The sequence below is a fragment of the Streptomyces sp. NBC_01363 genome, assembly GCF_026340595.1.
Classification (GTDB): domain Bacteria; phylum Actinomycetota; class Actinomycetes; order Streptomycetales; family Streptomycetaceae; genus Streptomyces.
In genome coordinates, this window is record NZ_JAPEPF010000001.1 from 2260765 (window position 1) to 2275437 (window position 14673).

Consider the following 14673-nt stretch of genomic DNA (forward strand, 5'->3'; position numbering starts at 1 on the left):
ATGTGCAAGGCATTCGACGCCTTCCCGAGTTGTTGTTTCGGATGATCCGAAAGAAAGCGCCCGTCGAATTCTTCGCGCCTTCAACAGGCCCCCGGCGTGCGCCCGGAAAGCCTCGCACGCAAGGTAAAAAGTGGCGCGTCCCTGGGTAAAGACACGGTCACGGCTGTATAGATATACGCGTCTTCGTAAAGAGGGCGGTTTTGCGTCCCGTGCGGCAGGAATGCCGACGCCTCTTCCGCAAGTGAGTGCTGCGCGTGGTGTTCCCGCACCCGCGGCATCAGCGGCTCCGGGTCCCGGCGTCGACGGATCCCGCAACACCCGGGACGACATCGCCCAACACCCGTTCATCCATTGGTCAAGGAGAGACGCTGTGCGCTACGGAACCGCACTGAGGGAAGAAGTCCGATCTCCGGGTACGACCCCTCTCATCGGCATCTACGACATGTATTCGGCCTCCGTCGTGGCCCGGCACTACGACGGATTCTTCGTGTCCGGATTCGGCTTCGCGGCCTCCCACTACGGGCTCCCCGACATCGGCTTCATCGCCTGGCCGGACATGGTGGCCTTCGTGGAGCGGCTGCGGCTGGCCTTCCCCTCCCACCACCTGCTGGTCGACATCGACGACGGCTACGTCGATCCCGAGGTCGCCTGCCACGTGGTGCAGCGGCTGGAGCGGATCGGCGCCTCCGGCGTCATCCTGGAGGACCAGAAGCGCCCCCGCAGGTGCGGTCACGCGGACGGCAAGCAGGTGCTGCCGCTGGAGGAGTACCTGGAGAAGCTCAACCTGGTGCTGGAGAGCAGGCGGGACCTGGTGGTCGTGGCCCGCACGGACGCCACGGAGGAGGCCGACATCCTGCGCCGGGCCGAGGCGCTGGCCGAGACGGACGCCGATGTCGTCCTGGTCGACGGAGTGCGCAGCGTCGAGTGGATCAAGCGCATCCGGGAGGTCGTCGGTGACAAGCCGCTGCTCTTCAACCAGATCGCGGGCGGCAAGTCGCCCAGGCTCTCGCTCTCCGAACTGACCGACCTGGAATGCCAGGTGGCCATCTACAGCACCCCCTGCCTCTTCGCCGCGCACGCGGCCATCGACGGCGCGCTGACGGAGCTCAAGCGGTCCGACGGGCGGCTCCCCGAGTTCGTGCCCTCCGAGGGGATCGGGGTGCAGCGGTCGACGGAGCTGCTGGAGAAGAACATCAGCAGGCACCACTCCTCCGAATCCGTGGCCGTGACCGTCTGACGCGGACCGCGTGCCGGGAGCGGGGGAGCGCCCGGCCGTATCCGCTCCGCCCGAATGCCGGGACCCCGTGGAGCAACCCCCCACGCTCCATGGGGTCCCGGCACCACGTGAACCACCACGAAAGAAGGACACGGACACATGCGAATCACCTCGTCCAGGGCGCGTGCGGCCCTGGCTTCGGTCGTCCTCGGCGCGCTCTGCCAGGGCCAGTGGGCCGCGGGTGCCGCCTGGGCGGACGCCCCGGACGGTGGCATGGAGACGCACCACGGGCCTTCCCTGGTCACCATCGACAACTCCAACGCCGACTCCTGGCTGGAAGTGGACCGCACGCTCAACGTGCTGGGCCCCTTCAGCAAGGGCACGGCGGGCAGCGATCACGACGGCGGCGGGGGCGCGATCGACCAGAACGTGTCGAGCTCACAGGGAGTGGGCGTCCAGGCCGCCCCGGACGAACACGAGGACGAGGGCGACGAGGAAGAGGAGGCGACGGCTCCCGGCACCGCCAAGGCCCCCGAGAGCGCGGCGACCGGCGGGGACGACGACGAGGGCGACGCCGATGAGGAGGCCCCCCGCCCGCCCCAGCACTGACCCCGCCGCCACCGCCTCCGCCGGCTCTGCCTCCGGCCGCGGTGGACCGGTGAGTGCGACGACGTGAACTTCCACGACGGGAGCAAGCCCGCCACCCGGGTGGAGATCTAGGGCGAGTTCCCGTTCCGGGACGCGCGCGACCGGGCCGGGCGCGCGTACCGCCGGTGACGCCGGCATTCCTCCCACGCCCCTTGCCTGATGCGGCGTCAGGCGTGACGATGGCCCCCGCGCCCGTCAAGTGACGATGCGTCAGATCTGCTCGGGGAGGAGGCCGTCCGGTGCCGATATCACCCACCGGGCCGCTGTCGTACGGGATGCAGCTGCCGATCCAGTCGCAGAGCACCATCTACGCCGAGGGGTGGGAGGCGGCGGCCACCCCGGCCGACCTCGCCGCAATCGCCCACACCGCCGACCGCACCGGCTTCGCCTATCTGGCGAGCTGCGACCATGTCGCGATCCCCCGTCGGCTCGCCGAGGTCATGGGCACCGTCTGGTACGACCCGGTCGCCACCCTCGCCTTTCTCGCCGGGATCACCGAGCGGGTCCTGCTGATGAGCCATGTCGCCGTCGTCGGCCTGCGGCACCCGCTGGCCACCGCCAAGCAGTACGCCACCCTCGACCACCTCTGCGGCGGCCGGCTGATCCTCGGGGTCGGCGCCGGGCACGTGCCGGAGGAGTTCGAGGCGCTCGGGGCGGACTTCGACGGGCGGGGCGGGGTGCTCGACGAGACCATCGACGCGCTGAAGGCGGCGCTCGGCCCGGAGGAGTACCCGGAGTTCGCGGGGGAGCGGTTCTCCTTCGCCGGCCTCGGGCAGCTGCCGCGGCCGGCCCAGGAGCGGGTGCCGGTCTGGGTGGGCGGCTCCTCGCCGGCCGCCGTGCGCCGGGCGGCCCTGCGGGGTGACGGCTGGCTGCCGCAGGGTGATCCGCGGGAGAAGCTGCCCGCGCAGATCGCCCGGCTGACGGAACTGCGGGAGGCGGCCGGGGTCGAGGACCCGATCGTCATCGGTGCGATCACCGAGCCGCTGTACGTCGGTGAACCGGAGTGGTCCGTCGGGCGGCGCACCCTCACCGGGAAGCCGGAGGCCGTCGCCGAGTCGCTGCGTGCGTACCGGGCCATGGGCGTCCACCAGATCCAGGTGCGGTTCCGCAGCCGGAGCCGCAGCGAACTGACTGACCAGATGGCGGTGTTCGCCGCCGAGGTCGCACCCCATCTCGACAGGTAGGAGTCAGGCCATGGGCAAGCTGGACGGGCGGGTCGTACTCATCAGCGGTGCGGCGCGCGGGCAGGGCGAGCAGGAGGCGCGGCTCTTCGCCGCGGAGGGCGCGCGGGTGGTGATCGCCGATGTGCTCGACGAGCAGGGCGAGGCGCTGGCCAAGGGGATACGCGAGGAGCTGGGGGAGGACGTCGCCCGGTTCGTCCGTCTCGATGTGAGCCGGGAGGAGGACTGGCAGGCCGCGGTCGCCGCCGCGAAGGACGCCTTCGGGAGGATCGACGGGCTGGTCAACAACGCGGGGATCCTCCGGTTCAATGAGCTGGTGACCACGCCGCTGGAGGAGTTCCAGCAGGTGGTGCAGGTCAATCAGGTGGGCGCCTTCCTCGGGATCAAGAACGTCGCGCCGGAGATCGAGGCCGCGGGCGGCGGGACCATCGTCAACACCGCCTCGTACACGGGACTCACCGGCATGGCGTTCGTGGGCGCGTACGCCGCCACCAAGCACGCGGTGCTCGGGCTGACCCGGGTGGCGGCGGTGGAGCTGGCCGCGAAGGGGATACGGGTCAACGCCGTCTGCCCCGGGGCCGTGGACACCGCGATGACCAACCCGGCGGCGCTGGACCCGGCCGCGGACCCGGAGGAGTCCAGGGCGGCGGTGGACGAGCTGTACCGCAAGCTCGTGCCGCTGGGCCGGATCGGGCAGCCGCAGGAGGTGGCGGCGTTGGCGCTCTTCCTGACCTCGGAGGACTCCTCGTACATCACCGGACAGCCGTTCGTCATCGACGGGGGATGGCTGGCGGGCGTCAGCCTGTTCTGAGTCGACCTGACGATGTGTCAGGTATTGACGGGTGCAGGCGCCGGTGGAACAGTCGGACGCATCACGATCTGACGGAGTGTCAGAAACGATTGAGGACGGTGAACCCCCTTGGAATTCGGGCTCTTTGTACAGGGGTACGTGCCCGCCGCGCGGGCCAAGGTCGACCCCGGGGCAGAGCACAAGGCGCTGATCGAGGAGACCGAGTACGTCATCCAGGCGGACAAGTCCGGCTTCAAGTACGCCTGGGCCTCCGAGCACCACTTCCTGGAGGAGTACTCGCATCTCTCCGCCAACGACGTGTACCTGGGATACCTCGCCCACGCCACCGACCGCATCCACCTCGGATCCGGCATCTTCAACCCGCTCGCCCCGGTCAACCACCCGGTGAAGGTGGCCGAGAAGGTCGCCATGCTCGACCATCTGTCGGAGGGGCGCTTCGAGTTCGGCTCGGGGCGCGGGGCCGGCAGCCACGAGATCCTCGGGTTCATGCCGGGCATCACCGACATGAACCACACCAAGGAACTCTGGGAAGAGACCATCGCCGAGTTCCCCAAGATGTGGCTCCAGGACGAGTACGTCGGCTTCCAGGGCAAGCACTGGTCGCTGCCGCCGCGCAAGATCCTGCCCAAGCCGTACGGGAAGTCGCACCCGGCCATGTGGTACGCGGCCGGCTCGCCGTCCTCGTACGCGATGGCGGGAAAGAAGGGGCTCGGCGTGCTGGGCTTCAGCGTGCAGAAGGTCTCCGACATGGAGTGGGTCGTCGAGTCCTACAAGACGGCCGTCAAGGAGGCCGATCCCATAGGGGACTTCGTCAACGACAACGTCATGGTCACCTCCACGGCCATCTGCGCCGAGACGCATGCCAAGGCCGTGGAGATCGCGGTGGGCGGCGGGCTGAACTATCTGCAGTCGCTGCTCTTCCGCTACCACGACACCTTCCCCCGGCCCGAGGGCATACCCGAGTGGCCCGAGCTGCTCCCGGAGTACACCGAGGAGATCATCGAGCTGCTGATCGCCGAGGAGCTGATGATCTGCGGCGATCCGGACGAGGTGCTGCGGCAGTGCAAGCGGTGGGAGCAGGCGGGGGCGGACCAGTTGAGCTTCGGGCTGCCGATCGGGGTGAGCCGGGAGGACACGCTGAACTCGATCAAGCTGATCGGTGAGCACGTGATCCCGGAGATCGACACGGACCCGGTCCACCGCACCTCCCGCTTCCGCGACGCGGCGTAGTGGGTGGGGGGCTCCGCCCCCGGACCCCCGCTCCTCAATCGCCGGAGGGGCTTGATTCTGCCCCGCTCGGACCAGCGGCGTCTTCCCGGACCGCCGCTCCGTGGGGCCGGGGTGCGTACCGCGGCCGTGCGCACCCCGGCCGCACAACCGCCCACCGCGGAAGCACCCACCCACCACAGAAGGGAACCCCGTCATGCTCGACCACCTCATCCGCGGAGCGACCGTCGTGGACGGCACCGGCGGGCCCTCGTACCCCGCCGACATCGGCATCCGTGACGGCCGCATCGCCGTCGTCGCCGAACCGGGCACGCTCACCGAGGAGGCCGTCACCGCCGAGGACGCCACCGGTCTCGTCCTCGCACCCGGCTTCGTCGACCCGCACACCCACTACGACGCCCAGCTCTTCTGGGACCCGTACGCCACCCCGTCCATGAACCACGGCGTCACCACCGTCGCCGGAGGCAACTGCGGGTTCACCCTCGCCCCGCTCCACCCCGAGCGCCCCGAGGACGCCGACTACACCCGCCGGATGATGGCGCGGGTGGAGGGCATGGCCCTCAAGGCGCTGGAGGAGGGCGTCGACTGGAGCTGGTCCAGCTTCCGCGAATACCTCGACGCCCTCGAAGGGCGGATCGCCGTCAACGCCGGGTTCATGGTCGGGCACTGCGCCCTGCGCAGGCACGTCATGGGCGCCGACGCGATCGGCGGACAGCCCACCCCCGCACAGCTCGACGCCATGCTCGCGCTGTTCCACGACGCGATGGACGCCGGAGCCTGGGGGCTGTCCACCACCCAGTCCGCCACCCACTCCGACGGCGACGGGCAGCCCGTCGCCTCCCGGCACGCACTGCCGGAGGAGCTCCTCGCCCTCTCCCGGGCCGTCGGCGAACACGAAGGCACCCAGCTCGAAGCGATCGTCGCGGGCTGCCTCGACCAGTTCGCCGACGAGGAGATCGAGCTGCTCGTCGACATGACCGCCACCGCCGGACGCCCGCTGAACTGGAACGTCCTCACCATCGACGCCGCCGTCCCCGAACGCGTACCGCGTCAGCTCGTGCCCAGCGAACGGGCCCGCCGGGCCGGCGGCCGGATCGTCGCGCTCACCATGCCGATCCTCACCCCGATGAACATGTCGCTCGGCACCTTCTGCGCCCTCAACCTCATACCCGGCTGGGGCGACATCCTCGCCCTCCCCGTCCCCGAGCGCATCGAACGGCTCCGTGACGCCGCCACCCGCGCCGAGATGCTCCGCCGCGCCGACAGCAAGGAGGCCGGAGTCTTCCGCCGCCTCGCCGACTTCGGCCGGTACGTCATCGGCGACACCTACAGCGCGGCCAACGAAGGGCTGACCGGCCGCGTCGTACGCGACATCGCCGCCGAACGCGGGCTGGACCCCTTCCACTGCCTCGTCGAGATCTGCGCCGCCGACGAACTGCGCACGGTGCTGTGGCCCATGCCCACCGACAACGACCCCGCCTCCTGGGTGCTGCGCCGCGAGACCTGGGAGCACGAGGACGTCATGCTCGGCGGCTCCGACGCGGGCGCGCACCTGGACCGGATGTGCGGCGCCCCGTACACCACCCGGTTCCTCGGCGACTGCCTGCGCGGACGCAAGCTCGTCCCCCTCGAACGGGCCGTGAAGATGCTCACCGACGACCCCGCCCGGCTCTTCGGGCTCCGCGACCGGGGCCGGATCGAGGAGGGCTTCCACGCCGACCTCGTCCTCTTCGACCCGGAACGCATCGACGCCGGGCCCGCCACCCTCGTGCACGATCTGCCCGGCGACAGCCCCCGGCTCGACTCCAGGGCCATCGGCATCGTCTCGGTCCGGGTCAACGGGGTGGAGACCCTGCGCGACGACAAGGTGACCGGCGCGGTCCCCGGCACGGTGCTCCGCTCCGGGCGCGACACCCGGACGGTGAGCACCGCATGAGCGACGGGAAGCGGCGTCTGTTCATCGGCGGACGGTGGACCGAACCCGACCACGGCCACTACGAGGTGATCGACCCGGCCACCGAGGAGGTCGTCGGCCTCGCCCCCGAGGCGAGCCGCGAGCAGGTGTACGCGGCGGCGGCCGCGGCCCGGGAGGCCTTCGCCGGCTGGTCCCGCACCCGCCCCGAGGAGCGCGCCGAGATCCTCGACCGGGCCGCGGGCCTGATGGTGCGCGACCTCGCCTCGAACGCCGCGCTCGCCCGCGCGGAGAGCGGCGCCACCACCGCGACGGCCCGGGGCATGCAGGTCGCCGTCGGCGCCGCCCGCTTCCGCAGGTACGCCAGGGGCGCCCTGGAGCCGGTCGAGGAGGCCGTCGCGCCGCAGATCAACGAGGCCGGGCCGATGGGGCGGGCCGGGGTCTTCGGGGCGCTCGCCGTCCGCCAGCCGGTCGGCGTCGTCACCTGCATCACCTCGTACAACAACCCCTGGGCCAACCCGGCGGGCAAGGTGGCGCCCGCGCTGGCCATGGGCAACACGGTCGTCGTGAAGCCCGCCCCGCAGGACCCGCTCTCCGTCTACCGGATGGCCGAGGCGCTCGAAGAGGCGGGCGTTCCGCCGGGCGTCGTCAACGTCGTCACCGGGTCGGGTCCCGGGGCGGGTGAGGCCGCCGTCGACAGCGGGGACGTCGACATGGTCAGCTTCACCGGCTCCACGGCCGTCGGGCAGCGCATCGCCGAGGTGTGCGGCCGGGGCATGAAGCGGCAGCTGATGGAGCTGGGCGGCAAGGGCGCCGCCGTCGTCCTCGACGACGCGGACCTCGACTCGGCGGTGGCGGGGATCGGCACCACGTTCTCCTTCTACAGCGGCCAGATCTGTACGGCCCCGACCCGGGTCCTTGTCCAGCGCGGCGTCCATGACGCCCTGCTCGGGAAGCTCGCCGCGTACGCGGGCCATCTGAAGGTGGGCGACCCGGCGGCCAGGGGCACGGTCGTCGGACCGGTCATCTCGGCCGCCCACCGCGACCGGATCGAGTCGTACGTCGAGCTGGGCAGGAAGGAGGGGGCGAGGGTCGTCACCGGCGGCGAACGCCCGGCCGGGCCGGAGCGCGGTTTCTACGTGGCCCCGACCCTGCTCGCCGACTGCACCAACGACATGCGCGTCGTCCGTGAGGAGATCTTCGGCCCGGTCGTCGTGGTCGTCCCCTTCGACGACGAGGAGGAGGGCATCGCGCTCGCCAACGACAGCGACTACGGACTGATCGACTACGTCTGGTCCTCGGACGTGGCCCGCGCCTTCCGGGTGGCCCGGCGGCTGCGCGCCGGCGGGGTCGGTGTGAACACCATCGGACGGAACATGGAGGCCCCGTTCGGCGGGTTCAAGAAGAGCGGTGTCGGGCGCGACGTCGGCTCGTACGCCCTGCACGCGTACAGCGAACTCCAGTCGATCGTCTGGCCCGGCTGAACCGGAACAGCCCGTGGGTGTCCGCTGAGCGGACACCCACGGGAAATTTTGAACCCCCATAAAACGGACACTGCTGCGGTTCCCGTACGATGCTGCGATCGAGCCTCGACCTCGCATCGGAAGGCGATGTTCGCGAATGACCTTCAATTAATCAAGGTCTTTCCGTATTGTTGCCTGGAATTCAAGGGTGAGACGGCGGAGTCTCATCCTCCAGATGTGGAAATCGCAGCGTTTATCGTCCTTTTCATGACTCAGCTGGACGTGCGGCCGCAGGCCGGAGACACGGCACGGGGCGCCGCCCCGGCCGACAGGGGGGTACGCGGCAAGGGCCTCGGCGGGAACTCCGTCGGCCTGATGGGCAGCGCCGTCATCGGCATCTCCACCGTCGCCCCCGTCTACTGCCTCACCTCCACCCTCGGCTCCACCGCGGGCGAGGTCGGCGTGCAGATGCCCGCCGTCTTCCTGGCCGGCTTCCTGCCGATGCTGCTCGTCGCCTTCGCGTACCGCGAGCTCAACAAGGCCATGCCGGACTGCGGCACCTCCTTCACCTGGACGGTGAAGGCGTTCGGCCCGCGCATCGGCTGGATGTGCGGCTGGGGCCTGGTCATCGCGACGATCATCGTCCTGTCGAACCTGGCGGGCGTCGCCACCTCGTACTTCTGGCTCCTGGCGGGCGAGATCACCGGCAACGACTCGATCGCCGCCCTGGACGACAGCAAACCCGTCCACATCCTGACCTGTCTGGCCCTGATCGCGGTCGCCACGGCGATCAGCTACCGGGGGATGACGGCCACCAAGGGCATCCAGTACGCACTGGTGGGGCTTCAACTCGTCGTCCTCGCACTGTTCGTGGCGATGGCCGTGCAGAAGGCGAACAGCGGCCAGTTCGCCTCGTCGCTGGACTTCTCCTGGTCCTGGCTGAACCCGTTCGCGGTGCAGTCCTTCGCCGCGTTCACCGCCGGTCTGTCGCTGTCGATCTTCATGTTCTGGGGCTGGGACGCCTGTCTGACCGCCAACGAGGAGACCACCGGCAGCGAGAAGACCCCCGGGCGGGCCGCCCTCATCGCGATGGTCGTGCTGGTCGGCTCCTACCTGGCGACCGGTGTCGCCGCCCAGATGGTCGTCGGCTCCGGCACCTCCGGCCTGGGCCTGGCCAACCCCGGCACCTCCGACAACGTCTTCGCCGCGCTGGCCGGCCCGGTCATGGGCCCCGGGCTCGGCATCCTGCTCTTCGTCGCCGTGCTGGCCTCGGCCGCCGCGAGCCTGCAGACCACCTTCATCCCGGTGGCCCGCACGGTGCTCGCGATGTCCACCTACGAGGCCCTGCCCGCCTCGTACGCCCGGGTCCACCCGCGCTTCCGGACCCCGGGGAGGGCCACGATCACCGCGGGCGTCGCGACCGGCGTCTTCTACACGGTCATGACCCTGGTCAGCGAGCACGTCCTGGTCGACACGATCTACGCGCTCGGCCTCATGATCTGCTTCTACTACGCGCTGACGGCGTTCGCCTGCGTCTGGTTCTTCCGCGCCGACCTGACCCGCTCCTTCCGCGACCTGGTCTTCAAGGGCCTGTTCCCGGGCGTCGGCGGCATCCTGCTCACGTCGGTCTTCGGCAAGACCCTCTACGACATGTGGGACCCGGCGTACGGTTCCGGCTCGTCGGTCCTCGGGGTCGGCTCGGTGTTCGTCATCGGCGTCGGGCTGCTGCTGCTCGGTGTGGTGCTGATGCTGGTGATGCAGCGCCGCAGCCCGGCGTTCTTCCGCGGCGAGGTGCTGACCAAGGAGACCCCGTCGCTGGTCGTCGAGGACTGAGCGGCACCGGCGGGAAGTCCACCGAAAACCCCGTGCGCGTGAGCACGGGACGGGCTAGGGTCCAGGGCATGTTCTTCATGCATCAGATCTACGGCTGACACACGGGCGGGGCACGTACCCCGTCCCGCCGAACCCGAGTGCGCCCACGGTGATTTCCGCCCGTGGCCGGCGCACTGGATCGCTGTGTCCCCATCTCCGTAGACCTGAAAAGAGTGAACCTCCATGTCACGTCGCCGTGCCCATGTCGCGATGATCGGCGTCCCCGCCGTCAGCCATGTCCTGCCGAGCCTTGAGATCATCCGCGAGCTGGTGGCCCGCGGCCACCGGGTGACCTACGCCAACGACCCGGCGGTGGCCGGGCTGATCGAGGCCACCGGCGCCGAGTTCGTCCCCTTCGAGTCCGTGCTGCCGGTCGCCGACAACGACTGGCCCGAGGACCCCGTCGCCGCGATGGGTGTCTTCCTCGACGACGCGGTCCAGGCGCTCCCGCAGCTGCGCGCCGTCTACGACCCCGACCCCGCGGACCTCTACCTCTACGACATCGGCGCCTACCCCGCGCGCGTCCTCGCCGAGACGCAGGGCCGTCCCCTCATGCAGCTGTCCCCGACCTACGTGGCCTGGGAGGGCTACGACCAGGAGGTCGCGGCGCAGCTGTGGCAGCTGCCGGGCGCCGACGCGTACCGGGCGAGGTTCGCCCGGTGGCTCACCGACTGCGGGGCGTCCACCACCGATGTGGGTGCCTTCTGCGGGCGGCCCGCGCACGCCCTTGCGACGATCCCCGAGGCGATGCAGCCGCACGCGGACCGGGTCGACACCGGCACGGTCACGTTCGTCGGCCCCTGCTTCGGCGCGCGGGCGGACGCGGGGGACTGGACGCGTCCCGCCGATGCCGGGAACGTGCTCCTGGTCTCCCTGGGCTCGGCGTTCACGAGGCGGCCGGAGTTCTACCGCCAGTGCCTGGCCGCCTACGGCGACCTGCCCGGCTGGCACGTCGTGCTCCAGATCGGGAAGTACACCGACCCGGCGGAACTCGGCGACATCCCGTCCAATGTCGAGGTGCACTCCTGGGTGCCTCAGCTCACGATCCTGGAACAGGCCGACGCCTTCGTCACCCATGCCGGAATGGGCGGCAGCAGCGAAGGGCTGTTCACCGGTGTGCCGATGATCGCCGTTCCCCAGGCCGCCGATCAGTTCACCAACGCCGACCGGCTCGTGGAGCTGGGGGTGGCCCGCCGCATCGACACCGAGCAGGCCACCGCCGAGGCGCTGCGGACCGCCCTGGTCGAACTCGTCTCCGACCCGGAGGTCGCCTGCCGCTCGACGCGGCTCCGCGCCGCGGCACGGGCCGAGGGCGGCACCACGCGGGCCGCCGACCTCATCGAGGACATGCTGGGCTGACCGGTCGCCCCGGCTTCCTCAGGCGTGGGCCCTGACGTCGTCCACGATGTGCTGGTCGAGTGCGGCACGCACCAGGGCCGCCGCGAGAACGGCGATCCCACGCCCGTCCGTCCGTCCGCCCCGGCCGGCCTGTCGCGCCGGCCGGGGCGGCTCGGCCGGCCCGGCGGGCTCGGCCGGTTCCGCCGGTCTCGCCAGTCTCGCCAGTTCCGCCGGGGAGGTGGGCAGGCCCAGCCGCTCGGCGCCCTGGAGCGCCTTCCCGTCCACGTACGGCGCCGTCTCCGGCCACACGGCCTGCACTTCGCGTACGAAGATGTCCGCGCCGGCCGGGCCGATGCCCGGGGTCCGGCGCAGCCCGGCCCGCAGGGCGTCCAGGTCGCCGTCGGCCTCCTCGCGCAGTCGCCGCAGATCGCCCCCGTAGTCGTCGAGCAGGAGCTGCGCGCCCTCGCCGAGCTGGGTGGCGGTCCGTTCGTCGTAGCGCCGGTAGCCGCCCTCGCCCAGTGCGTCCACGCGCTGTTGCCAGGTCGCCGCGGCCATCCGGCGCGGCGAGCGCATGCCGTGGGCGAACAGGGCGCGCGCCGCCGCCACCGCCACGGAGGCCCGGATGCGGGCGCTCAACAGGTCGCTGAGGACGAGGAGTTGGTACAGGGGTTGCGGGGTGTTCCGCAGCCGGATCCCGGCCTCGGCCGCGTACGTGGTTCCGTGGTCGGCGAGCAGGACCTCGACGGTGTCGCGGGCGGTCACGTGGACCCGCTTCCCTCCTCGGCCGCCACCTGGGCCAGGGTGCGGCCGGTGCGGGCCGAACGTGCGAGGTAGGGGTCCGGGGTGTCAGGACCGTCCTGGGTGGCCCGTGCGTCCTTGGCCTTGATCAGCAGCCACACCTCTTCGCCCGGGGCGTCGCCGCCCTTGAAGCGGGTGAGGGCGAACTCGCCGTGCAGCCTGGTCCCGTCGAGCCAGAACGTCGCGTGACCGTCCTCCAGGGCCTGCTCGAACGGCACGGGTTCGCCCCAACGGTCGTGGCTGAGCGGCCGGTAGGTGCCCTGGTCCCAGACGATCACCGTGCCGCCGCCGTACTCACCCTTCGCGATGACGCCCTCGAACGTGCGGTACTCCAGCGGGTGGTCCTCGGTCGGGACGGCCAGCCGCCGCACGCGCGGGTTCTCCGAAGGGCCGCGCGGCACCGCCCACGACTTCAGTACGCCGTCGACCTCCAGCCGGAAGTCGAAGTGCATGCGTCGCGCCTGGTGGATCTGTACGACGAAGCAGGGTGCCGCGCCCGTCCGTTCACCGTTGCCGTGCGGTTCCGGCGTCAGGTCGAAGTGCCGTTTGCCGCGGTAGTCCCGGAGCCGGTCGTCGTTGTCGCCGGTCCCATCCATCCGGACACCTCCTCCGGCAGCCCCCGCCCGGTGCTCCCTTCCACTGTGACGCCCCGTGCCGCGAAGCGCACCGGGACGGGTTCCGGCGCCGGTCCGCGCACAGGTATCTCGGCATCAAGTATCTTGACATCGAGACTATTCCGCGGGCAGTCTTCCCCTTGTTTCAAGATCTGTTGATGTCGAGGCATGCCTGTCGAGGCATGCCTGAGGGGGCGCGTGATGCGGCGAGGCGAAAAGGGTGGCAGGGCGAGGGCCCCGGAGGGCGGGCCGGGTCTGCTGGCCCAGCTGCACAATCCGCCGGGCGGCCGCAATGCGCGGATCATGCTGCTCGCCCTGGCCGTGGACCGGACCGGTTCGGGGCTGTGGGCCGCGTCCTCGGTCCTGTATCTGACCTTCGTGACGCATCTGAGCGCCCAGCAGATCGGCGTCCTGCTGGGCGTGGCCGGGGTCGCGGGCATCGCCGGTTCGCCGCTGGCCGGGCGGCTGGCCGGCCGCTTCCCGGTGCGCCCGCTGCTGATCGGCTGCCATCTGCTCCGGCTGGTGACCCTCGGCCTGGTCCTGGTCTGCACGGGTTTCGACGCGCTGCTGCCCGTTGTCGCCGTGACCTACCTGGGCGACCGGGCCGCCAAGACGCTGGAGATGCTCTTCGCCACCCGGGTCGCGGGCGAGCGGCGCGCGGCCTATCAGGCGCTGTCGCGCAGCGCGGCCAACGCGGGCTACGGCGTCGGCGCCGGGATCGCGGCGATCGGCCTGGCGGTGGGGACCACGGGTGCCTACCGCGCCCTGATCCTGGGCAACGCGCTGTCGTTCCTCGTCGCCGCGGTGCTGGTGTGGCGCACGAGCGAGCCGGGCGGGAGTGCCGTCGAGGTGGCACGGGCCGGGGGTGCGGCACGGGCCGGGGGCGCGGAGTCCGGTGCCCCGGTCTTCGCGGGCGAGCGGGATTCGGTCCGGCCCTCCAGCCCGTGGCGGGACCGCGGCTATCTCCGGTTCGTCCTCCTGGACATCCCGATGAACCTCGACGACTCGGTCCTCGCCGTCGGCCTGCCGCTGTGGCTGGTGAACCGCACCTCCGCACCGCATGCCCTGGTCCCGGTCTTCCTCGTCCTCAACACCGTGATGGTCGTGGTGCTCCAGCTGAGCGTGTCGAAGCGGGCCGAAGGGCCGCGCCGGGCGACCGGGGCGGTGCTGCTCTACGGGGTCCTGATGTTCGCCGGCTGCGGCTTCCTGGCCACGGCCACCCGGGGCGGGAGCTGGGTGGCCGGGGCGGTCCTGCTCGCGGCGGCGCTGCTGGTCACGCTGGCGGAGCTGATGCGGTCGGTGAGCTCGTGGGAGCTCGCGGTCCTGCTCGCGCCCCGGGACGCCCGAGCCGCGTATCTGGGGGTGGCCGGGATGTCGCAGTCCATCCAGAAGTCCGCCGGGCCGCCGCTGTTGACCGGCGTGGTGATGGTGGCCGGGCCTGCGGGGTGGCTGGTGCTGGGGACGGTGGTCGCGGGCCTGGCGGTCGTGCAACGGCGGGCCTGTGCGCACCGGCTCGGCGTCGGCTCGCCCCCGGCGGAGGCCGCCGCTCTCACGGTTAGGTAGACTGACCTACCTAATTAAGGAGGCGGGTGG

General features: G+C 71.1%; 12 protein-coding genes. 10 read left to right on the plus strand and 2 right to left on the minus strand.

Translation table 11 applies throughout. The features are described 5' to 3' along the window. The first annotated feature begins 370 nt into the window (after positions 1 to 370). The 9 genes from OG611_RS10615 (at position 371) to OG611_RS10655 (ending at position 11689) form a co-directional block, all read left to right on the plus strand. The gene (locus OG611_RS10615) at positions 371 to 1237 is read left to right on the plus strand and encodes an oxaloacetate decarboxylase (protein ID WP_266418025.1); all 867 of its coding nucleotides are present in this window, start codon (positions 371 to 373) and stop codon (positions 1235 to 1237) included. Between the two features lie 138 nt (positions 1238 to 1375). Beyond that, positions 1376 to 1825, plus strand: a complete 450-nt coding sequence (locus tag OG611_RS10620; protein ID WP_266418027.1) for a hypothetical protein — start codon at positions 1376 to 1378, stop codon at positions 1823 to 1825. A 278-nt stretch (positions 1826 to 2103) separates the two neighbouring features. Next, positions 2104 to 3048: an LLM class F420-dependent oxidoreductase gene (locus tag OG611_RS10625; protein WP_266418029.1), complete on the plus strand. Its 945-nt coding sequence runs from the start codon at positions 2104 to 2106 to the stop codon at positions 3046 to 3048. A 10-nt stretch (positions 3049 to 3058) separates the two neighbouring features. Further along, the gene (locus OG611_RS10630) at positions 3059 to 3856 is read left to right on the plus strand and encodes an SDR family NAD(P)-dependent oxidoreductase (RefSeq protein ID WP_266418031.1); all 798 of its coding nucleotides are present in this window, start codon (positions 3059 to 3061) and stop codon (positions 3854 to 3856) included. Positions 3857 to 3964: 108 nt separating this feature from the next. Continuing rightward, positions 3965 to 5086, plus strand: a complete 1122-nt coding sequence (locus tag OG611_RS10635; protein WP_266418033.1) for an LLM class flavin-dependent oxidoreductase — start codon at positions 3965 to 3967, stop codon at positions 5084 to 5086. 193 nt (positions 5087 to 5279) lie between these two features. After that, a complete protein-coding gene (locus tag OG611_RS10640; RefSeq protein ID WP_266418035.1) occupies positions 5280 to 7019 on the plus strand; it encodes an amidohydrolase family protein in 1740 nt (579 codons plus the stop codon). Continuing rightward, positions 7016 to 8479, plus strand: a complete 1464-nt coding sequence (locus OG611_RS10645) for an aldehyde dehydrogenase family protein (RefSeq protein WP_266418037.1) — start codon at positions 7016 to 7018, stop codon at positions 8477 to 8479. The genes OG611_RS10640 and OG611_RS10645 overlap by 4 nt, the downstream gene beginning before the upstream one ends. Positions 8480 to 8725: 246 nt before the next feature. After that, on the plus strand, positions 8726 to 10291 hold the full coding sequence (locus tag OG611_RS10650) for an APC family permease (RefSeq protein WP_266418039.1): 1566 nt from the start codon (positions 8726 to 8728) through the stop codon (positions 10289 to 10291). A gap of 222 nt (positions 10292 to 10513) precedes the next feature. Further along, positions 10514 to 11689: a macrolide family glycosyltransferase gene (locus tag OG611_RS10655; protein ID WP_266418040.1), complete on the plus strand. Its 1176-nt coding sequence runs from the start codon at positions 10514 to 10516 to the stop codon at positions 11687 to 11689. An 18-nt stretch (positions 11690 to 11707) separates the two neighbouring features. On the opposite strand, the gene OG611_RS10660 is transcribed toward OG611_RS10655, so the two are convergent. Next, positions 11708 to 12430 carry an endonuclease gene (locus OG611_RS10660; protein ID WP_266418042.1) on the minus strand — a complete coding sequence of 241 codons (723 nt, stop codon included), beginning with the start codon at positions 12428 to 12430 and terminating at the stop codon, positions 11708 to 11710. Then, positions 12427 to 13062 carry a DNA polymerase ligase N-terminal domain-containing protein gene (locus OG611_RS10665; protein ID WP_266418044.1) on the minus strand — a complete coding sequence of 212 codons (636 nt, stop codon included), beginning with the start codon at positions 13060 to 13062 and terminating at the stop codon, positions 12427 to 12429. Before OG611_RS10665 ends, OG611_RS10660 begins: the two co-directional genes overlap by 4 nt. A 219-nt stretch (positions 13063 to 13281) precedes the next feature. Here OG611_RS10665 and OG611_RS10670 point away from each other — a divergent pair, with 219 nt between their 5' ends. Next, positions 13282 to 14643, plus strand: coding sequence for an MFS transporter (locus OG611_RS10670; protein ID WP_266418046.1), 1362 nt, complete (start codon positions 13282 to 13284; stop codon positions 14641 to 14643). Positions 14644 to 14673 lie beyond the last annotated feature (30 nt).

Bases quoted from the DNA above. Each gene is read 5' to 3' on its own strand.
- OG611_RS10620 (WP_266418027.1), top strand. From the start codon at position 1,376: ATGCGAATCACCTCGTCCAGGGCGCGTGCGGCCCTGGCTTCGGTCGTC.
- OG611_RS10630 (WP_266418031.1), top strand. From the start codon at position 3,059: ATGGGCAAGCTGGACGGGCGGGTCGTACTCATCAGCGGTGCGGCGCGC.
- OG611_RS10640 (WP_266418035.1), top strand. From the start codon at position 5,280: ATGCTCGACCACCTCATCCGCGGAGCGACCGTCGTGGACGGCACCGGC.
- OG611_RS10645 (WP_266418037.1), top strand. From the start codon at position 7,016: ATGAGCGACGGGAAGCGGCGTCTGTTCATCGGCGGACGGTGGACCGAA.
- OG611_RS10650 (WP_266418039.1), top strand. From the start codon at position 8,726: ATGACTCAGCTGGACGTGCGGCCGCAGGCCGGAGACACGGCACGGGGC.
- OG611_RS10655 (WP_266418040.1), top strand. From the start codon at position 10,514: ATGTCACGTCGCCGTGCCCATGTCGCGATGATCGGCGTCCCCGCCGTC.
- OG611_RS10665 (WP_266418044.1), bottom strand. From the start codon at position 13,062: ATGGATGGGACCGGCGACAACGACGACCGGCTCCGGGACTACCGCGGC.
- OG611_RS10670 (WP_266418046.1), top strand. From the start codon at position 13,282: ATGCGGCGAGGCGAAAAGGGTGGCAGGGCGAGGGCCCCGGAGGGCGGG.